The sequence below is a fragment of the Acinetobacter sp. NS-4 genome, from assembly GCF_037402435.1.
Lineage (GTDB): Bacteria > Pseudomonadota > Gammaproteobacteria > Pseudomonadales > Moraxellaceae > Acinetobacter.
In genome coordinates this window covers 43,454-64,606 of record NZ_JBBEUE010000009.1, presented here as the reverse complement: position 1 = coordinate 64,606, position 21,153 = coordinate 43,454, and the positions used below count along the sequence as shown (strand labels likewise).

33 protein-coding genes and 1 pseudogene are annotated in these 21,153 nt (G+C 43.9%); 28 read left to right on the top strand and 6 right to left on the bottom strand.

Annotated elements, in window-relative coordinates:
- Nucleotides 1-44: 44 nt before the first annotated feature.
- From WAE57_RS08895 to WAE57_RS08870, 6 genes are all read right to left on the bottom strand, one after another.
- A complete protein-coding gene (locus tag WAE57_RS08895; protein WP_337710149.1) occupies nt 45-992 on the bottom strand; it encodes a metal-dependent hydrolase in 948 nt (315 codons plus the stop codon).
- Nucleotides 993-1,143: 151 nt separating this feature from the next.
- Nucleotides 1,144-2,016 carry a ribosome biogenesis GTP-binding protein YihA/YsxC gene (gene yihA / locus WAE57_RS08890; RefSeq protein WP_337710147.1) on the bottom strand — a complete coding sequence of 291 codons (873 nt, stop codon included), beginning with the start codon at nt 2,014-2,016 and terminating at the stop codon, nt 1,144-1,146.
- Nucleotides 2,017-2,102: 86 nt separating this feature from the next.
- A complete protein-coding gene (locus tag WAE57_RS08885; protein WP_237787107.1) occupies nt 2,103-2,546 on the bottom strand; it encodes an Rrf2 family transcriptional regulator in 444 nt (147 codons plus the stop codon).
- 93 nt (nt 2,547-2,639) lie between these two features.
- Nucleotides 2,640-3,848, bottom strand: coding sequence for an NO-inducible flavohemoprotein (gene hmpA, locus WAE57_RS08880; protein WP_237787108.1), 1,209 nt, complete (start codon nt 3,846-3,848; stop codon nt 2,640-2,642).
- A 149-nt stretch (nt 3,849-3,997) separates the two neighbouring features.
- Entirely contained in the window at nt 3,998-5,581 is a 1,584-nt protein-coding gene (locus WAE57_RS08875; RefSeq protein WP_337710143.1) for a helicase HerA-like domain-containing protein, read from the bottom strand.
- A 19-nt stretch (nt 5,582-5,600) separates the two neighbouring features.
- A complete protein-coding gene (locus WAE57_RS08870; protein ID WP_337710142.1) occupies nt 5,601-6,803 on the bottom strand; it encodes a PLP-dependent transferase in 1,203 nt (400 codons plus the stop codon).
- 159 nt (nt 6,804-6,962) lie between these two features.
- On the opposite strand from WAE57_RS08870, the gene WAE57_RS08865 reads away from it, so the two are divergent.
- From WAE57_RS08865 to rpoA, 28 genes and pseudogenes are all read left to right on the top strand, one after another.
- Nucleotides 6,963-7,700: a type 1 glutamine amidotransferase gene (locus WAE57_RS08865; RefSeq protein WP_337710140.1), complete on the top strand. Its 738-nt coding sequence runs from the start codon at nt 6,963-6,965 to the stop codon at nt 7,698-7,700.
- 269 nt (nt 7,701-7,969) lie between these two features.
- Nucleotides 7,970-8,281, top strand: a complete 312-nt coding sequence (rpsJ, locus tag WAE57_RS08860) for a 30S ribosomal protein S10 (RefSeq protein ID WP_000070912.1) — start codon at nt 7,970-7,972, stop codon at nt 8,279-8,281.
- Between the two features lie 59 nt (nt 8,282-8,340).
- Nucleotides 8,341-8,979, top strand: coding sequence for a 50S ribosomal protein L3 (gene rplC, locus WAE57_RS08855; protein ID WP_086174461.1), 639 nt, complete (start codon nt 8,341-8,343; stop codon nt 8,977-8,979).
- Between the two features lie 11 nt (nt 8,980-8,990).
- Entirely contained in the window at nt 8,991-9,593 is a 603-nt protein-coding gene (gene rplD, locus WAE57_RS08850) for a 50S ribosomal protein L4 (protein ID WP_086174460.1), read from the top strand.
- Nucleotides 9,590-9,910, top strand: coding sequence for a 50S ribosomal protein L23 (rplW, locus tag WAE57_RS08845; protein ID WP_086174459.1), 321 nt, complete (start codon nt 9,590-9,592; stop codon nt 9,908-9,910). The genes rplD and rplW overlap by 4 nt, the downstream gene beginning before the upstream one ends.
- A gap of 11 nt (nt 9,911-9,921) precedes the next feature.
- A complete protein-coding gene (gene rplB / locus WAE57_RS08840; RefSeq protein ID WP_086174458.1) occupies nt 9,922-10,746 on the top strand; it encodes a 50S ribosomal protein L2 in 825 nt (274 codons plus the stop codon).
- A gap of 19 nt (nt 10,747-10,765) precedes the next feature.
- Entirely contained in the window at nt 10,766-11,041 is a 276-nt protein-coding gene (rpsS, locus tag WAE57_RS08835) for a 30S ribosomal protein S19 (protein WP_004869548.1), read from the top strand.
- 9 nt (nt 11,042-11,050) lie between these two features.
- A complete protein-coding gene (gene rplV / locus WAE57_RS08830) occupies nt 11,051-11,380 on the top strand; it encodes a 50S ribosomal protein L22 (protein ID WP_004754247.1) in 330 nt (109 codons plus the stop codon).
- Nucleotide 11,381: 1 nt separating this feature from the next.
- Nucleotides 11,382-12,198: pseudogene (gene rpsC, locus WAE57_RS08825) on the top strand (30S ribosomal protein S3).
- Complete coding sequence (rplP, locus tag WAE57_RS08820) at nt 12,138-12,551, top strand: 50S ribosomal protein L16 (RefSeq protein WP_086174456.1); 414 nt, start codon at nt 12,138-12,140, stop codon at nt 12,549-12,551. Before rpsC ends, rplP begins: the two are co-directional and overlap by 61 nt.
- The gene (gene rpmC / locus WAE57_RS08815; RefSeq protein ID WP_004650482.1) at nt 12,551-12,748 is read left to right on the top strand and encodes a 50S ribosomal protein L29; all 198 of its coding nucleotides are present in this window, start codon (nt 12,551-12,553) and stop codon (nt 12,746-12,748) included. The genes rplP and rpmC overlap by 1 nt, the downstream gene beginning before the upstream one ends.
- Nucleotides 12,745-13,002, top strand: coding sequence for a 30S ribosomal protein S17 (gene rpsQ / locus WAE57_RS08810; protein WP_004650481.1), 258 nt, complete (start codon nt 12,745-12,747; stop codon nt 13,000-13,002). The genes rpmC and rpsQ overlap by 4 nt, the downstream gene beginning before the upstream one ends.
- A gap of 92 nt (nt 13,003-13,094) precedes the next feature.
- Nucleotides 13,095-13,463, top strand: coding sequence for a 50S ribosomal protein L14 (gene rplN / locus WAE57_RS08805; protein WP_086174455.1), 369 nt, complete (start codon nt 13,095-13,097; stop codon nt 13,461-13,463).
- A 9-nt stretch (nt 13,464-13,472) separates the two neighbouring features.
- Entirely contained in the window at nt 13,473-13,790 is a 318-nt protein-coding gene (gene rplX, locus WAE57_RS08800; protein ID WP_086174454.1) for a 50S ribosomal protein L24, read from the top strand.
- Between the two features lie 16 nt (nt 13,791-13,806).
- Complete coding sequence (gene rplE / locus WAE57_RS08795) at nt 13,807-14,343, top strand: 50S ribosomal protein L5 (protein ID WP_086174453.1); 537 nt, start codon at nt 13,807-13,809, stop codon at nt 14,341-14,343.
- 9 nt (nt 14,344-14,352) lie between these two features.
- Complete coding sequence (gene rpsN / locus WAE57_RS08790) at nt 14,353-14,658, top strand: 30S ribosomal protein S14 (protein WP_086174452.1); 306 nt, start codon at nt 14,353-14,355, stop codon at nt 14,656-14,658.
- A 12-nt stretch (nt 14,659-14,670) separates the two neighbouring features.
- Nucleotides 14,671-15,066, top strand: coding sequence for a 30S ribosomal protein S8 (rpsH, locus tag WAE57_RS08785; protein WP_086195766.1), 396 nt, complete (start codon nt 14,671-14,673; stop codon nt 15,064-15,066).
- A 13-nt stretch (nt 15,067-15,079) separates the two neighbouring features.
- A complete protein-coding gene (rplF, locus tag WAE57_RS08780; protein ID WP_086174450.1) occupies nt 15,080-15,613 on the top strand; it encodes a 50S ribosomal protein L6 in 534 nt (177 codons plus the stop codon).
- 14 nt (nt 15,614-15,627) lie between these two features.
- Nucleotides 15,628-15,978 carry a 50S ribosomal protein L18 gene (rplR, locus tag WAE57_RS08775; RefSeq protein ID WP_053579516.1) on the top strand — a complete coding sequence of 117 codons (351 nt, stop codon included), beginning with the start codon at nt 15,628-15,630 and terminating at the stop codon, nt 15,976-15,978.
- A 2-nt stretch (nt 15,979-15,980) separates the two neighbouring features.
- Entirely contained in the window at nt 15,981-16,478 is a 498-nt protein-coding gene (gene rpsE, locus WAE57_RS08770; protein WP_004657688.1) for a 30S ribosomal protein S5, read from the top strand.
- Between the two features lie 6 nt (nt 16,479-16,484).
- Complete coding sequence (gene rpmD / locus WAE57_RS08765) at nt 16,485-16,661, top strand: 50S ribosomal protein L30 (protein WP_004691302.1); 177 nt, start codon at nt 16,485-16,487, stop codon at nt 16,659-16,661.
- Nucleotides 16,662-16,664: 3 nt separating this feature from the next.
- The gene (rplO, locus tag WAE57_RS08760) at nt 16,665-17,105 is read left to right on the top strand and encodes a 50S ribosomal protein L15 (RefSeq protein WP_086174449.1); all 441 of its coding nucleotides are present in this window, start codon (nt 16,665-16,667) and stop codon (nt 17,103-17,105) included.
- A gap of 45 nt (nt 17,106-17,150) precedes the next feature.
- Entirely contained in the window at nt 17,151-18,470 is a 1,320-nt protein-coding gene (gene secY / locus WAE57_RS08755) for a preprotein translocase subunit SecY (protein WP_171263967.1), read from the top strand.
- A 19-nt stretch (nt 18,471-18,489) separates the two neighbouring features.
- Nucleotides 18,490-18,606, top strand: coding sequence for a 50S ribosomal protein L36 (rpmJ, locus tag WAE57_RS08750; RefSeq protein WP_000867907.1), 117 nt, complete (start codon nt 18,490-18,492; stop codon nt 18,604-18,606).
- Nucleotides 18,607-18,712: 106 nt separating this feature from the next.
- Nucleotides 18,713-19,069, top strand: coding sequence for a 30S ribosomal protein S13 (gene rpsM / locus WAE57_RS08745; protein WP_086174447.1), 357 nt, complete (start codon nt 18,713-18,715; stop codon nt 19,067-19,069).
- Between the two features lie 19 nt (nt 19,070-19,088).
- Nucleotides 19,089-19,475: a 30S ribosomal protein S11 gene (gene rpsK / locus WAE57_RS08740; protein WP_001040166.1), complete on the top strand. Its 387-nt coding sequence runs from the start codon at nt 19,089-19,091 to the stop codon at nt 19,473-19,475.
- Between the two features lie 12 nt (nt 19,476-19,487).
- Nucleotides 19,488-20,114: a 30S ribosomal protein S4 gene (gene rpsD / locus WAE57_RS08735; protein ID WP_086195760.1), complete on the top strand. Its 627-nt coding sequence runs from the start codon at nt 19,488-19,490 to the stop codon at nt 20,112-20,114.
- A gap of 17 nt (nt 20,115-20,131) precedes the next feature.
- Nucleotides 20,132-21,139, top strand: coding sequence for a DNA-directed RNA polymerase subunit alpha (gene rpoA, locus WAE57_RS08730; RefSeq protein ID WP_004869497.1), 1,008 nt, complete (start codon nt 20,132-20,134; stop codon nt 21,137-21,139).
- Nucleotides 21,140-21,153 lie beyond the last annotated feature (14 nt).

The window sequence follows — 21,153 nt, the reverse complement described above, 5'->3', positions numbered from 1 at the left end:
AATTGTATACATGAATTTAACTATCAACTGAATGATCAAAAGGACTAGGCCACTTTCAGTCTGGCTGCACGTTTGGCAGCAGGGGAGCGATTCAGGTAAGCGATGGCATCTTCAGTTTTGGCTTCATGCAGTGGATCGTACCATGGCATCAAATAGCCCAGTTGTTGTGAAATCAGCCAGAATGGACTGGGCATTAAATTGTTGTCACGCTGTGCAATGGCATACCATTCACGCCAGATCCACGGTTTGTATACCGCAGGGCAGATAGACTGAAAACGTGGATCCTGCTTAAGCAGATGAGCTGTCCCATCGACCCACAAGCCAATCACCGCCACAATTACAATCACGCTTAAATAATAACGGGCAATATAACCACCACCTAAATGACGATACAAATCAAAGGCTACGGTACGGTGTTCAATTTCTTCTGCACCGTGCCATTTGATCAGATCCAGCATGGCCGGATCGGCGCCCAGTTTTTCCCATTCCTGATTATACAGGGCATATTTTCCCAGTACGCAGGTCATGTGTTCCACAGTGGCAATAATGCCGAGGCGGAATAAGTCCCATTGATGTTCAAGCAATTGAGGTATCTTTAGACCTAAAGGCTGATCGGCAAGTAACTTGCTGAACAGGAAATTCATCACATCCAGATTGCGCTGGATATCAATGTTGCGAGCAGTTAGATATTCTGTGTTGGCTGAGTTGTGTGCCTGAGCATGCATGGCTTCCTGACGGACAAAGGCCTGTACATCCTGTTTCAGTTTTTCATCCTGAATCTGCGGCAAAACCTTGTTATATAAACGACAGAACCAGAATTCGCCGGCTGGCAAAATCATATTGATTTCATTAATGAAATAGCTGACATAGGGCTGCTGGGGAATCCAGTCAATCGGGGTGTCCTGCCACTCGAATTTTACTTTACGCGGGTGAATATGATAGGCAATGGATGAGCCGAGTTTGGAATTTCTTAAACGGGAGAGAAGTTTCATCATACTGTCCTTATTGTTTTAGCGTGCAGTGCTGCACTTGAGCTCAAGGTCAGTATGAAAAAAAAGTCCCGTATTGTGATTAGCAATACAGGACACTGGAATATCATTTGATGATGATTTTGGTCGGACAATCTGGCTCAATCAGATCCTGTCAATCAGCTTGTCGACTTGCATCGGTGGCATCTTCGGCAATTTCAGTTTCACACTCTTCCTCTACTGCATCTAAAGATTCGAGTGGTTCATCCAGATCATTGAGTTCATCGGCAGTGGCTTCAGGGATACTGTCCAAATCGAACTGGGTGGATTGCTCAAGGGTAAAGTTCAAACGGCCACCCATCACACTGGCCAGTTCTTCTAGGCCTTGCTTGTTAAGTGACGAGAACAATTGAATGGAGAAATCCAGCTTCATCTTTTTCAATGCTGCTTTGACTTCCTGCAAGGCTTTCGATGCAGGACCACGGTTCAGCTTGTCTGATTTGGTTAATAGCACATGTACGAACAATTTACGTGAGTGAGCCCATTCCAGCATCATCACATCAAAATGCTGTAGCGGATGACGAATATCCATCAGCAACACCAGACCTTGCAAGCTCTGACGGTGAATCAGATAGTTCTCCAGTTCTTTTTGCCAGACAATTTTCATGGCTTCCGGTACGGCTGCATAACCATAACCTGGCAAATCCACTAGGCGCTGGTTTGGGTTGCCCAAACTAAAAAAGTTGATCATCTGGGTACGACCCGGCTTTTTCGAGGCACGTGCCAACTGCTTTTGATTGGTTAAAGCATTAATGGCGCTGGATTTACCGGCATTGGAACGACCGGCAAAAGCAATTTCATAACCGCTATCTTCCACACAAAGATTCAGCTTGGGCGCACTCATTAAAAATTCAGCTTTACGCAACCAGTTCAATGCGCGAACAGAGTACTCAGTAATGGCAGAATCAACTTTTTTCTCGTAGCTGATCTTTTGCTTAGGCGCACTGGCTGTCTTACTGTTTTTGGATTTTCCTCTGCTGTGATGCATAACTCAACTTCAATAAATGATCTACAAGCGAACATTATAAAGGAAGTCGTTCGGGCAAGCGAACTTTGCAAGCCAAAGACCGGGAATTAAAGATTGATCATCTGAATAGGGGACTGAGTGGTGTACTTGGCCACTGGGGAAGTATTCAGCACTTGTCCCAGCGTATATTGATCCAGACTGAGATAAAACTGTTCCAGCGCCTGATCCAGAATGCCTTTTAAACCACATTGTGAACGCAGTACGCAAGGAGGTGTATTGCATTCGACAATCTGGTTTTCACCTTGTAGAATTCGCACAATTTGCCCCAATCGCAGTTCCAGGGCATCAGGATTCAGACCGATACCCCCACCTTTGCCACGCGTGGTAATCAGCCAGTTCTGTTTTCCCATAAAGTGCACAATTTTCACCAAATGGTTTTTGGACACATGCAGGTCCTGGGCAATTTCTGCAATGGTATAAGGCATATCCCGTGGCTGGGCAATATACATTAAGATACGCAAGGCATAGTCGGTGAATTTATTTAATTGCATGATCGCACTGATATTTTTCAAAAAATGAATAGATAAGGGCTAGTCTAGCATAACCAGACCAGCCCTCTCTTTATTTTATGCTGACGGAGCAGATTAGTGGTGAACGCCACCTGTACCAAACGCTTCACTGTGAATATTTTCAGCAGGAATACCGCGAGCAACGAGAGTTTTTTGCTGTTCAGCCATAAATGGCATTGGGCCGCAGAGGTAGTAGTCGGCATTAGCTGGTAACAATGCGCTATCAATCGTGCTTAGGTCTAGACGACCGGCAACATCATAATCTTCACCTAATTTATCGCTTTCATGCGGGAATTCATAAGCAGTAAATGTGCTTAGGCGCGGATATTTTGCTTTCAAGTCTTGAATGTGCTGATGCATCGCATGCACTTGTTTGCTACGGCAAGCATGGATGAAAGTCACAGGTTGTGGCATGTCCAGCGTTACCAGTTGATTCAGCATGGCAATCATTGGAGTAAGGCCTACACCACCACTGATAAATACATTACGTTTATTTGGATCAATCAGGTAGAAATTACCTGTTGGTGCAGACACTTCAATTTCTGAACCTTCTGGCAGACCATGTAGAGTATTCGATACCCAACCTGGAACCATGTCGCCTTTTTGATCTTCACGTTTTACCGAGATACGTAAATAGTCTGCTTGCGGGCTGGTTGAAAGCGTATATTGACGAGGTTGTTTTAAGCCAAGCTCCTCGACGAAAACACGCACTGAAATATATTGGCCGGCTTCGTATTTCGGTAAAGCACCACCATCTGCAGGTTGAAGATAGAACGACGTGATTTCATCGCTTTCAACGACTTTCTTGGCAATCTTGAAGTTACGCCAGCCTAACCAGCTGCCTTTAGTCTGTTCGTGCTGATCATAAATGGCTTTTTCGGTGCTGATGAACAGGTCCGCCAATTGACCATAGGCTGCTGCCCAAGCACCAATCAGGGGGTCATCCATTGAAATGCTTAGTACTTCACTAATTGAGTGGAGCAGGTTTTCACCGACAATATTATAGTCCGGTGCCTGAATATTCAGGCTAACGTGTTTGTGCGCAATTAACTCAACCACAGGTAAAAGCACAGACGGATCTTCAATGTTTTCAGCATAAGCCAACACTGCACCTGCCAATGCTTGAGCCTGTGCGCCGCTGCGCTGGTGCCCCATATTAAAAGTTTCTTTTAGGTCAGGATTATTGCCCAACATACGGTTATAAAAATAACCAGTCAGGGCTACGCCATTTTCACGAAGTACAGGAACAGTGGCTTTTACAAGGTCAATTTGCTGCGGAGTCATAGCTGATCTCTCATGGCTGTTATTTATAAGATGTATTTAAAATATATCTTATAAAATCTTTTTACAACACATATTTTTCATTAAACCATAAAAAATTATGGAATATAAAAATATTCCATAATTCACAAATTATTAATCAGTTTCTTAAATTATCTTTTACCAAACAGTGAACCTAATAAGCCACGAACAATTTTTTGTCCAGTACTGCCACCCAGACTGCGGGCGGCACTTTTGGCAAAAGTACCGACAGTATCTTGAATCAGCTTTTCACGCTGTTTGGCTGCACGTTCCGCTTCTTTTTGCTGCTCTTGTGCTAGGCGCTGTTGTTCGCGTGCCTGTTGCTGGGCAAAAGCTTCAGCATCTTTGGCTTGCTGTTTTTCTAAAGCCTCTTTTTCTTTTGCTGCCGCTTTTTCTTGTTCGGCTTGAACTGCTTGTTGTTGGCGTTCTGCAACTTTTTTTTGCAGCATTTCAAATGCGCTTTCTCGGTCAAGCTGTTGTTCATAAACACCTGCCACAACACTTTGTGCTATTAGTGTTTTACGCTCATCTAGAGAAATGGGGCTGAAGGAAGAATAGGGTGGCATCACCCAGCCGCGTTGCACCATTTGCGGGGTGCCTTGTTCATCCAGACAGCTAATCAAGGCTTCACCCACAGCCAGTTCGGTAATGGCCTGATCGACCTTAAATTCAGGATTGGCACGGAAAGTATCTCCAGCAGTTTTGACCGCTTTCTGGTCTTTAGGCGTGAAGGCGCGCAAGGCATGTTGCACCCGGTTACCAAGCTGACCTAAAACACTTTCAGGTAGGTCCAGTGGATTCTGGGTAACAAAGTAAATGCCGACGCCTTTGGAGCGAATTAAACGTACCACTTGTTCAATCTTTTCCTGCAGGGCGGAGCTAGCATTATCAAAAAGCAGATGTGCTTCATCAAAGAAGAACACCAGTTTCGGTTTGTCCAGATCACCCACTTCCGGCAACTGTTCAAGCAGTTCGGATAACATCCACAGCAAAAAGGTGGCATACAGTTTAGGCGTATTCATCAGTTTATCTGCAGCCAGTAAATTGATGGTGCCACGGCCTTGGCTATCGGTCTGGATAAAATCCATGATGTCTAATGCAGGTTCACCAAAGAATTTGTCTCCGCCCTGATCGGCCAGCGCCAGTAAATTGCGCTGGATTGCCCCTAAACTTGCTGGAGACAGGTTGCCATATTCTGCTTTAAATTCGGTAGCATGTTCACTCACATAGCTAATCATCGACTTCAAGTCTTTAAAATCAATCAGCAATAAACCCTGATCATCGGCTATGCGGAACACTGCTGAAAGTACACCTTCCTGGGTGTCATTGAGATTTAGTATTTGCGCCAGTAACAACGGACCTATTTCAGAAACTGTGGTTCGAATGGGATGGCCCTGCTCACCGAACAAATCCCAAAACACCACAGGTGATGCTGCAAAGGGAATCGATTCAAGATTCAGGCTTTTAATCCGCGCATCAAATTTAGCATTGCTTTCACCGGCCTTGGCCAGACTGGACACATCGCCTTTGGCATCGGCTAAAAATACCGGCACACCAATGCGGGAAAAACTTTCTGCCAATACTTTTAAGGTCACGGTTTTACCGGTTCCGGTGGCTCCGGCAATCAAACCGTGGCGGTTGGCAAATTGTGAATGTAAAACAATTTCTTGTTGTGTATCGGTGGTTTTCTTGGCAATGACGATTGGTGTACCCATATTTTTTCCCTATTCTATTTTATTCATGTTGTTGCGTAGGCAACTGTTTTAATGCGTTTTCTATATCATGTATTAAGTCTGCCGGATGTTCTAGTCCTATGCAAAAACGAACCAATAAACCTTGTTGTAAATGTGTATGTGGCAACACCCGCATATCTTTCAGGTTATACAGCATGACCAGACTGAGCGGCCCGCCCCAGCTAAAGCCCAGCTTAAACAGTTCCAGTGCATCGCAGAATCTACGAATATCTTCCAGGGTATATTCAGGTTTAAAAATCACACTGACCAGACCTGCACTTTGTCCATCTGTACAAATTTCTTTCCAGTATGAATGTCCTGCCGAAGCTTCATCAGCAGGATGCAAGACCTGTACAAACTCTGGTTGTTGTTTCAACCAGTCCAGTAAGGTTGATGCACTTTGAGACTGGTGCTGATAACGCAGTTGCATTGAAGCCAGGCTACGTTGTACTTGTGCAACATCATCACCAGATACACTAATACCCTGAATAGCATGCATACGGAATAATTGCTGATGCAACTTTCGATCACGAGTGACTACAGAACCCATTAAGATGTCACCGCCGCCACTTGGATATTTAGTCAGCGCGTGCACGGTTATATCAACCGCCAAATGTTCTTCACTAAAATCAAAGGCATTAAAGGCTAGACCTGCGCCCCAGGTATTGTCTAAAGCTGTCAATATATTATGCTGTTTCGCTTTTTTCACTAAGCCAGCTAGATCTGGAAATTCTAAAGTCACGGAACCTGCAGCCTCTAACCAAATCAGTTTGGCTTTCTCTGTTGGCTGGAAAGTATCTGCATCAATCGGATTATAAACTTTTACAGTAATGCCATAGCGCGTTTGCAGGTTGTGCAGATGTTCCATATTTGGACCATAAATATTGTCTGCCACCCAGACTTCATCGCCCTGACTCAAAAAGCAGGAATTGACCAGATTAATCGCGGATAAACCACTAGGGGCCAGCAAGCAATATTGCCCTCCTTCAATCTGGGCAATGTTGTCCGCTAAAGTAAAGGTCGTTGGCGTGCCGTGGGTGCCATAACTATAGTCATAGTCATCGGTCCAATGGCGATTAAATAGTGCATCGGTGTTGTTAAAAATAATGGTCGATGCACGAAACAGGGGAGGTTGAACGCTAGAAATATATTGTGGGGCTTTTCGTGGTGCATGAATGAGCGTGGTTTGTGGGTTTTTTTTCAAGGAACTGCTCTAAGTCGTATCAAAATTAGTCTTAGCTTAAGAGAAACACGCGAATTAGGCTATATAAATGCCAAAATGTATAGAAACATTAAACCGCACATAAAGTTGGCTTTATTCTTGCTAAATCTACGACAGAGCTAAAACAATAGGTGGGGGCGGATGAAGTCGCATTTAAAAGTACATTATTTTCAGCATATTGCTGGTGAAGGGTTCGGCAGTTGTTATCAATATTTAAAACAGCATCACGCTAAAATTAGTGCAACGGAGTTTTTTGCCTTACCGCTGGATCGGCCACTCGATATCGAGGCTTTACCGCAAGTTGAAGATGTCGATTTGCTCATTATCATGGGTGGGACAATGAGTGTGAATGATGAAGCAAATTATCCCTGGTTAAAGATAGAAAAACGCTGGATTCGACGTTATTTATCTATGGGTAAACCGGCCATTGGTTTATGTCTGGGCGGGCAGCTGATCGCCAATGCTTTGGGTGCTGCGGTCAGGCGCAATGAGCAACAGGAGTTGGGTTGGACTACCGTGCGTAAGGTACAGCATGTGCCTGAAGAATGCTTTGAATTGCCAGCACAATTTAAGATTATGCAATGGCATAGTGAAACCTTTGAAATTCCTAAAGGCGCTATTCATTTGGCTGAAAATGATGTTTGCCGCAACCAGATGTACCAGATTGGTAAAAATGTGCTGGGATTTCAGTTTCATCCTGAAATTACTTCCGAGACGCTAAAGCTGTTTTTAGAAAATGACGAAGAGCTAGAAGGTTTTTCAGGAGAATATGTGCAAACTGAACAGCAATTAAGAAAAGCAGATAAAACCAATTTTATTGAAGGAAATCAAATACTAAACCAAGCAATAGAGTACGTTTTACAAAAAACTTCATGCTGATTTATTTTTAAACAAAAGCATAAATAGATAAGCGGAAAAAAAGAGCAAAAAGTTGAAAAGAGGTTTGCTTAAGCGTTAAACAATAGCTATAATAAGCGACCCTTTAATGAAAGGGGGTTGACTACCAATAACGTAGTTAACATCGTGACAGTCGTGGCATCGATCATGACCTTAGTGATAATTCACTGCTCTTGACACTTACCCATATAAAAGTGGAGTGAGATGCGTCAAGGGTGATTCTTTATATATTTGGCTTGGAGTTAACTGGTATGTCTAACCAGAGAATTCGTATCCGTCTTAAGTCTTTTGATCACCGTCTAATTGATCAATCAGCTCAAGAAATCGTAGAAACAGCAAAACGTACTGGCGCACAAGTTTGTGGTCCAATTCCAATGCCTACACGCATTGAACGTTTTAACGTTTTAACATCACCACACGTTAACAAAGATGCGCGTGACCAATACGAGATCCGCACTTACAAACGTTTGATCGACATCGTTCAGCCTACAGATAAAACTGTTGATGCATTGATGAAGTTGGATCTTGCAGCTGGTGTTGATGTTCAGATCGCATTGGGTTAAGGCTTTCGGTTAATTAACGCTCTAAGTTAATTAGGCCGCTTTTTTAGAGGTTTATGCACATGGCTATTGGTTTAGTCGGTCGCAAGTGCGGTATGACTCGTATCTTTACAGATGCTGGTGTTTCTGTACCTGTAACAGTGATTGAGGTTGATCCTAACCGCATCACTCAAATCAAAACGCTTGAAACTGATGGTTATCAAGCGATTCAAATCACTACTGGTGAACGTCGCGAATCTCGCGTAACTAACGCTCAGAAAGGTCACTTTGCGAAAGCTGGTGTTGCTGCTGGTCGTCTGGTTCAAGAATTCCGTACTACAGAAGCTGAGCTTGAAGGTCGTGAAGTTGGCGGAACTATCGGTGTAGATTTGTTCGCAGTTGGTCAAGTTGTTGACGTAACTGGTCAATCTAAAGGTAAAGGTTTCCAAGGTGGTGTTAAGCGTTGGAACTTCCGTACCCAAGATGCTACTCACGGTAACTCATTGTCTCACCGTGTTCTAGGTTCTACAGGTCAAAACCAGACTCCTGGTCGCGTGTTCAAAGGCAAAAAAATGGCTGGCCATTTAGGTGCTGAACGCGTAACTGTTCAAGGTCTTGAAATTGTATCTATCGACGCTGAACGTTCAGTTCTGGTTGTTAAAGGTGCGATTCCTGGTGCTACTGGTGGCGACGTTACTGTTCGTCCTACGATCAAGGCCTGAGGGGAAATAACGTGAATTTAAATACTGTTTCCGGCTCTGCTGTTGAATTATCTGAAGTTGCTTTCGGTCGTGAATTTAATGAAGCTCTTGTACACCAAGTTGTTACAGCTTATTTAGCTGGTGGTCGTCAAGGTTCGAAAGCTCAGAAATCACGTGGCGATGTATCTGGCGGTGGTAAAAAACCATTCCGTCAAAAAGGTACTGGCCGTGCGCGTGCTGGTTCTATTCGTAGCCCAATCTGGGTTGGTGGTGGTAAAACTTTTGCCGCTCGTCCACAAGATTGGTCTCAAAAAGTTAACCGTAAAATGTACCGCGGTGCTATGCAATGCATCATGGCTGAACTTGTTCGTCAAGATCGCCTAATCTTAGTTGATGAGTTTGCTGTTGCAGCTCCAAAAACTAAAGAGTTGCTTGCAAAACTTAACGACTTGAATGCTACTCGTGCATTAATCGTTACTGATGCTGTTGATGAGAACTTGTATCTTGCTGCACGTAACATTCCACACGTTGATGTGGTTGATGCTGCTGCAATCGATCCTGTTAGCTTGATCGCGTTCGACAAAGTTGTTATGTCTGTAGCTGCTGCTAAGAAAATTGAGGTAGAACTCGGATGAACAACGAACGTATCTATCAAGTCCTACAAGGACCTGTATTCTCAGAAAAAGCACAAGTTTTAGGTGAAGCTGCTGGTGTTCAAGTTTTTAAAGTTGCACTTGATGCAAACAAACTTGAAATCAAAAAAGCAGTGGAACAACTCTTTGGTGTTCAAGTGGTTAAAGTTAACACTACGATCACTAAAGGTAAGACTAAACGCTTTGGTAAAACATTAGGACGTCGTTCTGATGTTAAAAAAGCATACGTCACCCTGAAAGCTGGCCAAGATGTTGAAATGGCTGACTTGGGCGATACCGCTGAAAGCGCAGCGGAATAAGGACGAGAATTATGCCTATTCAAAAATGTAAGCCAACGTCACCAGGACGTCGCTTTGTAGAGAAAGTCGTTCACGACCATCTTCACAAAGGCGCGCCTTATGCTCCGTTGGTTGAAGCTAAAAAACGTACTGGTGGTCGTAACAATAACGGTCACATTACAACTCGTCACGTTGGTGGTGGTCATAAACAACACTACCGTCTTGTCGACTTCAAACGTAACAAAGACGGCATTCCAGCTGTAGTTGAACGTATTGAATACGATCCTAACCGTACAGCTCATATTGCTCTATTAAAATATGCTGACGGTGAACGTCGTTACATCATTGCGCCTAAAGGTTTGCGTGCTGGTGATAAAGTACAATCTGGTAACGATGCTCCAATCCGTCCAGGTAACTGCTTGCCACTTCGTAACATGCCTATCGGTTCTACTCTTCACAACGTCGAGCTTAAAATCGGTAAAGGCGCACAATTGATGCGTTCTGCTGGTACTTCTGCTCAATTGTTGGGTCGTGACGGTTCTTACGCAATCATTCGTCTTCGTTCAGGCGAAATGCGTAAAGTACACGTTGAATGTCGCGCTGTTTTGGGTGAAGTTTCTAACTCAGAAAGCAACCTTCGTTCACTGGGTAAAGCTGGTGCATCACGCTGGCGTGGTGTTCGTCCTACCGTTCGTGGTATGGCGATGAACCCGGTTGACCATCCACACGGTGGTGGTGAAGGGCGTAACAAAGGTATTCAACCTGTAAGCCCATGGGGTCAAAAAGCTAAAGGGTACAAGACACGTACCAATAAGCGTACGACTAAGATGATTATTCGCGACCGTCGCGTTAAGTAACAAGTAAAGGAATCTGACAATGCCTCGTTCTCTGAAAAAAGGCCCATTCGTCGATGCGCACTTGTTCGCTAAGGTTGAAGCGGCTGTAGCGAGTAACTCTCGCAAGCCGATCAAAACTTGGTCGCGTCGTTCGATGATACTCCCAGATTTTGTTGGTTTAACAATTTCTGTTCATAATGGTCGTAACCATGTTCCGGTGATTGTATCTGAACATATGGTTGGTCATAAACTCGGTGAATTCGCGCCAACTCGTACCTATCGTGGTCACGGTGTTGACAAGAAGTCTAAACGTTAAGGTGCGATGATGGAAGTTACTGCTAAATTACGCGGTGCCGCTATCTCGGCACAAAAAGCTCGTTTGGTTGCAGATCTAATCCGTGGCAAATCTGTTGCTCACGCTTTAAATATCTTGAACTTCAGCAACAAAAAAGCTGCAGTTTTAGTTAAAAAAGCGTTGGAATCTGCAATTGCAAACGCTGAACATAATAACAGTTTAGATGTAGACGACCTTAAAGTATCTACGATTTACGTTGATGAAGGCATCAGCCTTAAACGTATTATGCCACGTGCTAAAGGCCGTGCAGATCGTATTACTAAGCGTACTTGTCACATCACCGTTAAGGTAGGGGTTTGATATGGGTCAGAAGGTTCATCCAATCGGTATCCGCCTAGGTGTTGTGAAACGTCATAACGCTAACTGGTATGCGAGTCCGAAACAATACGCTGAATACTTGCTTAAAGATTTGCAAGTTCGTGAGTTTTTAATTAAAAAACTTAAGAATGCAATGATCAGCAATATTCTTATCGAACGTCCTACAGGCGCTGCTAAAATTACTATTAGCACTGCTCGTCCTGGTATCGTTATCGGTAAAAAAGGCGAAGACATTGAAAAATTACAACGCGAATTAACATCTATTATGGGTGTTCCTGCGCAAGTAAGCATCAACGAAATCGATCGCCCAGACTTAGACGCTCGTTTAGTTGCTGAAGCTATCGCTTCTCAATTAGAAAAACGTGTAATGTTCCGTCGTGCTATGAAGCGTGCGGTTCAAAACACTATGCGTGCTGGTGCTAAAGGTATCAAAGTTGAAGTTTCTGGTCGTTTAGGTGGTGCTGAGATTGCACGTACTGAATGGTATCGTGAAGGTCGTGTACCTTTGCATACACTTCGTGCGGACATCGACTACGCTACTATGCGTGCTGAAACTACTTACGGTACGATTGGCGTTAAAGTTTGGATTTTCCGTGGTGAGATCTTAGGTGGCATGAAACAAGTCATGAACCCTGCTCCTGCTGAAGAACGTCCAGCTAAACGTGGTCGCGGCCGTGGTGAAGGTCAAGAGCGTCGTGGTCGTCGCAATGATCGTTCTGCTGAAAAAGGAGAATAATCCATGTTGCAACCTAAACGTACTAAGTTCCGTAAGGTTCAAAAGGGCCGTAACACTGGTCTAGCGCACCGTGGTAGCACCGTATCTTTCGGTTCTATCGCACTTAAATCTATCGAGCGTGGTCAAATGACAGCTCGTCAGATTGAAGCAGCGCGTCGTACAATCAGCCGTCGTGTAAAACGTGGTGGTAAGATCTTTATCCGTGTTTTCCCAGACAAACCAATTACTGAAAAACCATTAGAAGTTCGTATGGGTAAAGGTAAAGGTTCTGTGGAATACTGGGTTTGTCAAATCAAACCAGGTAAGATCTTGTACGAAATGGAAGGTGTAAGCGAAGAATTAGCACGTGAAGCGTTTACGCTTGCTGCTGCTAAGCTTCCGTTTAAAACCGCTATCGTGACTCGGACGGTAATGTAATGAAAACTAAAGATCTACGTGAAAAATCGGTAGAAGAGTTGACAGCTTTGCTTGATGAGCAACAGCTTAACCAATTCCGTCTTCGTATGGCGAAAGCAACTGGTCAATTGGGTAAATCGCATGAAGTTGCGCTTACTCGCAAGACTATTGCTCGTATCAAGACACTCCTTACCGAAAAACAGGGGAACGGACAATGAGTGAACAAACAGTTCGCACGTTAACCGGCAAAGTCGTAAGCGACAAAATGGACAAGTCTATTGTTGTGCTTATTGAACGCCGCGTTCAACACCCGTTGTATGGCAAATCAATCCGCCGTTCAACAAAATTACACGCTCATGATGAGAACAATGTTGCTAAAACTGGCGACGTAGTGACCATTAAAGAAAGCCGCCCGATTTCTAAAACTAAAGCTTGGGCTTTAGTGGAAGTTATTGAAGCTGCTGCTGAGTAATTAGACGTTCTTGTTGCATCATCGGTTAATTTCGAGTACTCTTTGAGCCTTTCGAAATACTGACCGGTGATGCTCGGTTTTGGAGTAGGGCAATGATTCAAACCGAAAGTATGCTCGACGTAGCAGACAACAGTGGTGCTCGCCGCGTACAATGTATTAAAGTACTTGGTGGTTCACATCGTCGTTATGCTTCTGTTGGCGACATTATTAAAGTTACTGTAAAAGAAGCTATTCCACGCGCACGTGTTAAAAAAGGTGACGTGATGAATGCTGTAGTTGTACGTACAAAATTCGGTGTACGTCGTCCGGATGGTTCTATCATCCGTTTTGATGACAATGCTGCTGTTATTTTGAACAACAACAAAGCGCCGATTGCAACTCGTATTTTCGGACCAGTGACTCGTGAACTTCGTACTGAACAGTTCATGAAAATTATTTCATTGGCTCCTGAAGTTCTATAAGAGGCACTCATGGCTAAGATTAAAAAAGGCGATCAAGTTATCGTGATCGCAGGTAAAGAAAAAGGCAAACAGGGTACTGTTCTGTCTGTTTCAAATGACCGTGTTATGGTTGAAGGCCTTAACTTGGTTAAGAAGCATCAAAAGCCTAACCGTGCAACAGGTGCTGAAGGCGCTGTAGTTACACAAGAAGCTTCGCTTCATATCTCAAACGTGGCAGTTTTTAATGCTACAACCCAAAAGGCTGACCGTGTTGGTTACCAAACGATTGAAGGCGTGAAAACTCGCGTTTACAAATCTAACGGTGAATCAGTGGCGGTAGCGAAGTAATAGGTTGAAATAGGCAATGGCCAGACTTAAAACACGTTACAACGACGTACTTAAAGCTCAGTTACAAGAGCAATTAGGCGTTAAAAATGTGATGGAGATTCCTCGCATCACTAAAATCACCATTAACATGGGTGTTGGTGCGGCATCAGCTGACAAGAAATTGTTAGATGGCGCTCTTTCTGATATGCAAGCGATTGCTGGTCAAAAGCCAGTTCTTACTCTAGCTCGCAAATCAATCGCTGGTTTCAAAATCCGTGATGGTTGGCCGATTGGTTGTAAAGTTACTTTACGCGGCGAACAAATGTACGAATTCTTAGACCGTTTGATCTCTATCGCGATCCCTCGTATTCGTGACTTCCGCGGTTTTTCTGCGAAATCATTTGATGGTCGTGGTAACTATTCGATGGGTTTGAAGGAACAAATCATGTTCCCTGAAATCGATTTCGATAAGATTGATCGTATTCGTGGTATGGATATTACCGTTACTACGACTGCTCGCACCGATGACGAAGGCCGTGCGCTTATGCGTGCATTCGGCTTCCCGTTCAAATAAGAGGTCGATATGGCTAAGAAAGGTATGATTAATCGCGAATTGAAACGCGAAAAAACAGTTGCTAAATTTGCTGCAAAACGTGCTGAATTAAAAGCTACGATTGCAAATGTAAATGCTAGCGACGAAGAACGTTTCGATGCGATGATGAAGTTACAGGCATTACCACGTAATGCATCTCCAGTGCGTCTTCGTAACCGTTGTGGTTTAACTGGTCGTCCTCATGGTTACTTCCGTAAGTTCGGTCTAAGCCGTAACAAACTACGTGATACAGTAATGCAAGGTGATGTACCGGGCGTTGTTAAGGCAAGCTGGTAAGGAGCACTATAAATGAGTATGCAAGATACCGTTGCCGACATGTTAACCCGTGTTCGTAACGCACAAATGGCAAAGAAACAAACTGTTTCTATGCCAAATTCTAAGTTGAAGGTTGCAATTGCCAACGTTCTTCAACAAGAAGGTTATATTTCAAACGTAGAAGTTGCAGATGCTGAAGGCAAACCAACTTTAACACTTACGTTAAAATATTTTGAAGGCAAACCAGTTATCGAAACTGTGAAACGCGTAAGCCGTCCAGGTCTACGTCAGTATCGCGGTAAAGATGCACTTCCTAGCGTTAAGCAAGGTTTAGGTATTGCAATTGTTTCTACAAGCAAAGGCATCATGACTGATCGCGCTGCACGTGCTGCGGGCATCGGTGGTGAAGTTATTGCTTTTGTTTCTTAATAGGTGATTCCTCATGTCTCGTGTGGCTAAAGCCCCAGTAACTGTACCTAACGGTGTAACAGTTACTCAGAACGGCCGGCAGGTCGAAGTGAAAGGCAGCAAAGGTACATTGTCTTTCAACCTGCATGCGCTGGTCGAGCTAAAACAGGAAGAAGGTCAACTTCAAATTGCTCCTAAAGCTGAGTCGAAAGACGCTTGGATGCAAGCTGGTACTGCTCGCGCTGTGTTAAACAACCTTGTAAAAGGTGTTAGCGAAGGTTTCGAACGCAAGTTACAACTTATCGGTGTTGGTTATAAAGCTGCGGTTAAAGGTAACGTTGTTAACCTTAACCTTGGTTTCTCTCACCCGATTGATTACAACCTTCCAGAAGGTGTAACTGCTGAAACTCCTACTGCAACTGAAATTGTTCTTAAATCTGCTGATAAAGCAGCTTTAGGTCAAGTTGCTGCAGATATCCGTGGTTACCGTCCGCCAGAGCCTTATAAAGGTAAAGGTGTTCGTTATTCTGACGAAGTTGTACTTCGTAAAGAAGCTAAGAAGAAATAAGGCGCGAGGTTCTTATGAACGAAAAGAAACAATCCCGTTTGCGTCGTGCGAAAAGCACACGCTTGCACATTCGTGCATTGGGTGCGACTCGCTTGTGTGTAAACCGCACTCCGCGTCACATCTATGCTCAAGTTATCTCAGCAGATGGTGGCAAAGTTTTAGCGCAAGCTTCAACTTTAGATGCTACTTTACGTGCTGGTACAACTGGTAATGTTGATGCAGCGACTAAAGTAGGTGCTTTAATCGCAGAACGTGCTAAAGCAGCTGGCGTTACTAAAGTTGCATTTGACCGTTCTGGTTTCAAATATCATGGTCGTATCAAAGCCTTGGCTGATGCTGCTCGTGAAAACGGCTTGGAGTTCTAATCATGGCTAAAGTTGAACAAAACGAAGGTCTTGTTGAAAAGCTGGTTGCCGTTGATCGTGTAGCCAAAGTTGTTAAGGGTGGTCGTATCTTCTCTTTCACAGCATTAACTGTTGTGGGTGATGGTAATGGTCGTGTAGGTTTTGGTCGTGGTAAAGCACGTGAAGTTCCAGCTGCTATTTCTAAAGCACTTGAAGCTGCTCGTCGCAACATGATCACTGTTGATCTTGCAGGTACTACTCTGCAACACCCTGTGAATGCTCGTCATGGTGCAAGCCGTGTTTACATGCAGCCTGCTTCTGAAGGTACTGGCGTAATTGCTGGTGGCGCGATGCGTGCTGTTTTGGAAGCTGCTGGTGTACATAACGTACTTGCTAAATGTTACGGTTCTACAAACGCTGCTAACGTAGTTAACGCAACTTTCAAAGGTTTGCGTGATATGACTTCTCCTGAGAAAGTCGCTGCGAAACGTGGTCTTTCAGTAGAACAAATTCAAGGGTAATCAATCATGAAAACGATTAAAGTTACCCAGACTAAATCTTCTGCGCACCGCTTGAAAAATCACAAGCTTAGCCTTCAAGGTTTAGGTCTGCGTCGTATTGGTCATACTGTAGAAGTGCAAGATACGCCTTCTAACCGTGGTATGATCAACCAAGTCTACTATATGGTTAGTGTAGAGGAATAAGCCATGACTCTGCGTTTAAATACTATTGCACCTGCAGAAGGTGCTAAACGTGACAACCTTCGTTTAGGCCGTGGTATCGGTTCTGGCGTTGGTAAGACTGGTGGCCGTGGTGTCAAAGGTCAAAAATCACGTAAGAGCGGTGGCGTACGTCCAGGTTTCGAAGGTGGTCAAACTGCGTTATATCGTCGTTTACCTAAATTCGGTTTCACTAGCCAACTCGCTTTAAAAACTGCTGAAGTACGTTTATCAGAGCTTGCTAAAGTTGAAGGTGATATCATTTCACTTGAAACTTTAAAAGCTGCCAATGTTGTACGTAAAGATATGACTCGTGCTCGTATCGTACTTTCTGGTGATATTACTCGTGCATTCACTGTACAAGGTGTTGCTTTGACTAAAGGCGCTAAAGCTGCTGTTGAAGCTGCTGGCGGTAAAGTCGAGGAGTAATCGCTAGTGTCTATGTCTCCTAGTTCTTCAGGTCATGTCAACATGATGAAAGGCCAACCATTTCATGTGAAATATCGTGAAATTATTCGTCGATTAATGTTTTTGGTTGGCGCATTATTGGTCTTTCGACTAGGAGCACATATTCCACTGCCGGGTATTGATAATGTCGCTTTAGAACGTTTTTTCAAAGCTAATGAAGGTACCTTCTTAGGTTTGTTTAATATGTTCTCTGGCGGAGCATTAGAGCGAATGTCAATTCTTGCGTTGGGGATCATGCCATATATCTCTGCATCGATTATCGTGCAGTTGATGTCAACAGTCGTTCCTTCGCTGGAAGCATTAAAGAAAGAAGGCGAGCAGGGTAAGCGTAAGATTAATCAATATACGCGTTACGGCACGTTATTACTTGCATTGGTACAAGGTGTAGGTATGTGTGCTGGTCTGATTAGCCAAGGGATTACCTTGACTTCAGGACTGGCTTTTTACATTCCTGCTGTAACTTCATTGGTTGCAGGTACTATGTTCTTAATGTGGTTGGGAGAGCAAATTACCGAACGTGGTGTTGGTAATGGGATCTCGATGATCATTTTCGCAGGTATTGTTGCTGGTTTGCCTAATATTGTAATTCAAGCATTCACTTCGGTGGATAACGGTCAATCAAGTTTAATTGGTCTGGCTGTGTTTGCATTACTTTCAGTTGCGGTTCTTGCTGCGATTGTATTTATTGAAAAGGCTCAACGTCGTATACCGGTTAACTATGCTCAAAAGCAACAAGGGCGTCGCGTATTCACTGCACAGCAGACACATTTGCCATTGAAATTGAATATGGCAGGGGTTATTCCAGCAATTTTCGCTAGTTCGTTATTGCTGTTCCCTGCAAGTTTAGGTCAATGGTTAGGTAGTTCTGATCCAAATGCAGGAATTGTAAAGCGTAGCCTACAAGATTTGGCATTGGTATTATCGCCTGGACAACCTTTGTATTTGGTGCTCTTCGGTGCGTTAATTATCTTTTTCTGTTATTTCTATACTGCACTTGTGTTCAGTCCTAAAGAAGTATCAGAGAACTTGAAACGCAGCGGAGCTTATGTACCTGGTATTCGCCCAGGTGAGCAAACTGCTCGTTACTTAGATCATATTCTTAATCGTTTGACGTTTATTGGTGCAATTTACATTACGATCATCTGTTTAATGCCGATGATTCTGCAAAGTTCTTTTGGTATTCCATTCCATTTGGGTGGTACATCTTTGTTGATCGTAGTGGTAGTTGTGATGGACTTTATGGCTCAGCTGCAAGCTCATCTCACTTCGCACCAGTATGACAATCAAACGTTAATGAGAAAAACGACTGCTCATCCTAAAGGATAAGCGCACTTGAGGTTTCATCATGAAAGTACAAGCTTCTGTTAAAAAAATTTGTGGTAGCTGTAAAGTTATCCGTCGTAATGGGGTTATCCGCGTGATTTGTAGCGCTGAACCTCGTCATAAGCAGCGTCAAGGTTAATCTGATCAAGACCTGTTGATTTCAGTAGGTGAATTAGGTTAATATCCGCCCCTCAAGGTTTTTGTGGGGCGGTTGATTATCTCTACTGCCTTTTTGGAGAAAGTGAATGGCTCGTATTGCCGGTGTAAACATTCCGGATAACAAGCATGCTGTTATCTCCCTCACGTATATCTTTGGTATCGGTCGCCACACTGCTAAGAACATCTTAGCTGCTGCTGGTATTGCACCAACTACCAAGATCCGTGAATTGGATGATGCTCAACTTGATGCGATTCGTGCAGAAATTACCAAGGTTCCGACCGAAGGTGATTTACGTCGCGAAATTTCCATGAACATTAAACGTTTAATGGATTTAGGCTGCTACCGCGGTCTTCGTCATCGTCGCAGCTTGCCTGTCCGTGGACAACGCACCAAAACTAACGCACGTACCCGTAAAGGTCCGCGCAAACCTATTAAGAAATAAGATTTCTGGAAGCTAAAAGATGGCTAAAGATACACGCACACGCAAGAAGGTCACTCGTACCGTCTCTGAAGGTGTTGCACACATTCACGCTTCTTTTAATAACACCATTGTGACTATTACCGATCGTCAAGGTAATGCACTGGCTTGGGCTACCTCTGGTGGACAAGGCTTCCGTGGATCACGTAAATCAACTCCGTTTGCTGCTCAGGTAGCTGCTGAAGTTGCTGGTAAAGCTGCTTTGGATTATGGTTTGAAAAACTTGGACGTCCTTGTAAAAGGTCCTGGTCCTGGTCGTGAATCTGCGGTTCGTGCTTTAGGTGCAGTGGGTTATAAAATTAACAGCATTACCGATGTGACGCCAATCCCGCACAACGGTTGCCGTCCACCTAAAAAACGTCGTGTGTAAGGAGAATCATTCATGGCTCGTTATATTGGTCCAAAATGCAAACTCTCTCGCCGCGAAGGGACAGACCTGCAATTAAAATCTGGCGTTAAACCATTTGACGTCAAAACTAAAAAACATGCTAAAGCGCCTGGCCAACATGGCGGGGCTCGTGGCAGTAAACAATCTGAGTACTCACTACAATTACGTGAAAAACAAAAAGTACGTCGTATGTACGGTGTGTTAGAACGTCAATTTAGTAACTACTATAAAGAAGCTGCTCGTGTTAAAGGCGCAACAGGTGAAAACTTGTTGAAACTGCTTGAAAGCCGTCTTGATAACGTCGTTTATCGCATGGGTTTTGGTTCTACACGTGCAGAAGCTCGTCAGCTTGTATCTCACCGTAGCATTACTTTGAATGGTCGTCGTGTAAACATCGCGTCTATCCAAGTTAAAGCTGGTGATGTAATCGCGGTTCACGAAGGTGCTAAACAACAATTGCGTATTAAAGGCGCGATTGAGTTGGCTGCTCAACGTGGTATCCCTTCTTGGATGGAAGTTGACCATTCAAAATTAGAAGGTACGTTTAAAGCTGCACCGGATCGTTCTGATTTACCTGCTGAAATCAACGAAAGCTTGATTGTAGAATTGTATTCTAAATAATCCTTGAGGTAGCAATAATGACGCGTACTGCAAATGAGTTTCTAACTCCGCAAGCGATCAAGGTCGAAGCGGCTAGCGGGACCTCGGCAAAAGTGATTCTAGAACCATTAGAGCGTGGCTTTGGTCATACTCTTGGTAATGCTTTACGTCGTATCCTTCTTTCTTCTTTACCTGGCGCTGCTGTGGTTGAAGTTGAAATAGAAGGGGTTGAGCACGAGTACAGTACCTTGGAAGGCTTGCAGCAGGACATCGTCGAGCTCTTGCTGAACCTAAAAGGATTGTCGATTAAGCTGTTCGATCAAAACGAAGCATATTTGACATTAGAAAAACAAGGTCCAGGCGATGTAACAGCCGCTGATCTTCGTTTACCTCATAATGTTGAAGTGGTAAACCCTGAGCATTTGATCGGCACTTTGAGTGCATCAGGCAATTTAAAAATGCGCCTGAAAGTTTCTCAAGGTCGTGGTTATGAAACTTCTGATTCACGTTTCCCAGAAGGCGAGACTCGCCCTGTGGGTCGCTTACAGTTAGATGCTTCTTATAGCCCAATCAAGCGCGTGTCTTACACAGTGGAAAACGCTCGTGTAGAACAACGTACTGACCTTGATAAATTGATCATTGATCTTGAAACCAATGGTACAGTTGATCCTGAAGAAGCAATCCGCAAAGCGGCAACAATCTTGCAACAACAAATTGCAATTTTTGTTGATCTTCAGAAAGATCAAGCTCCTGTTGCTCAAGAGCCTCGCGAAGAAGTGGATCCAATCTTGCTTCGTCCAGTAGATGATCTAGAGCTTACTGTTCGTTCTGCTAACTGTTTGAAAGCAGAAAATATTTACTACATCGGTGACTTGGTTCAACGTACTGAAGTGGAGTTGTTAAAAACTCCTAACCTTGGTAAAAAATCGTTAACTGAAATCAAAGATGTTCTGGCTTCTAAGGGCTTACAGCTCGGCATGCGTTTAGAGAACTGGCCACCAGCTAGTCTCCGTATGGACGATCGTTTCGCCTATCGTAGCCGTTAATTAAGTAGGACTAT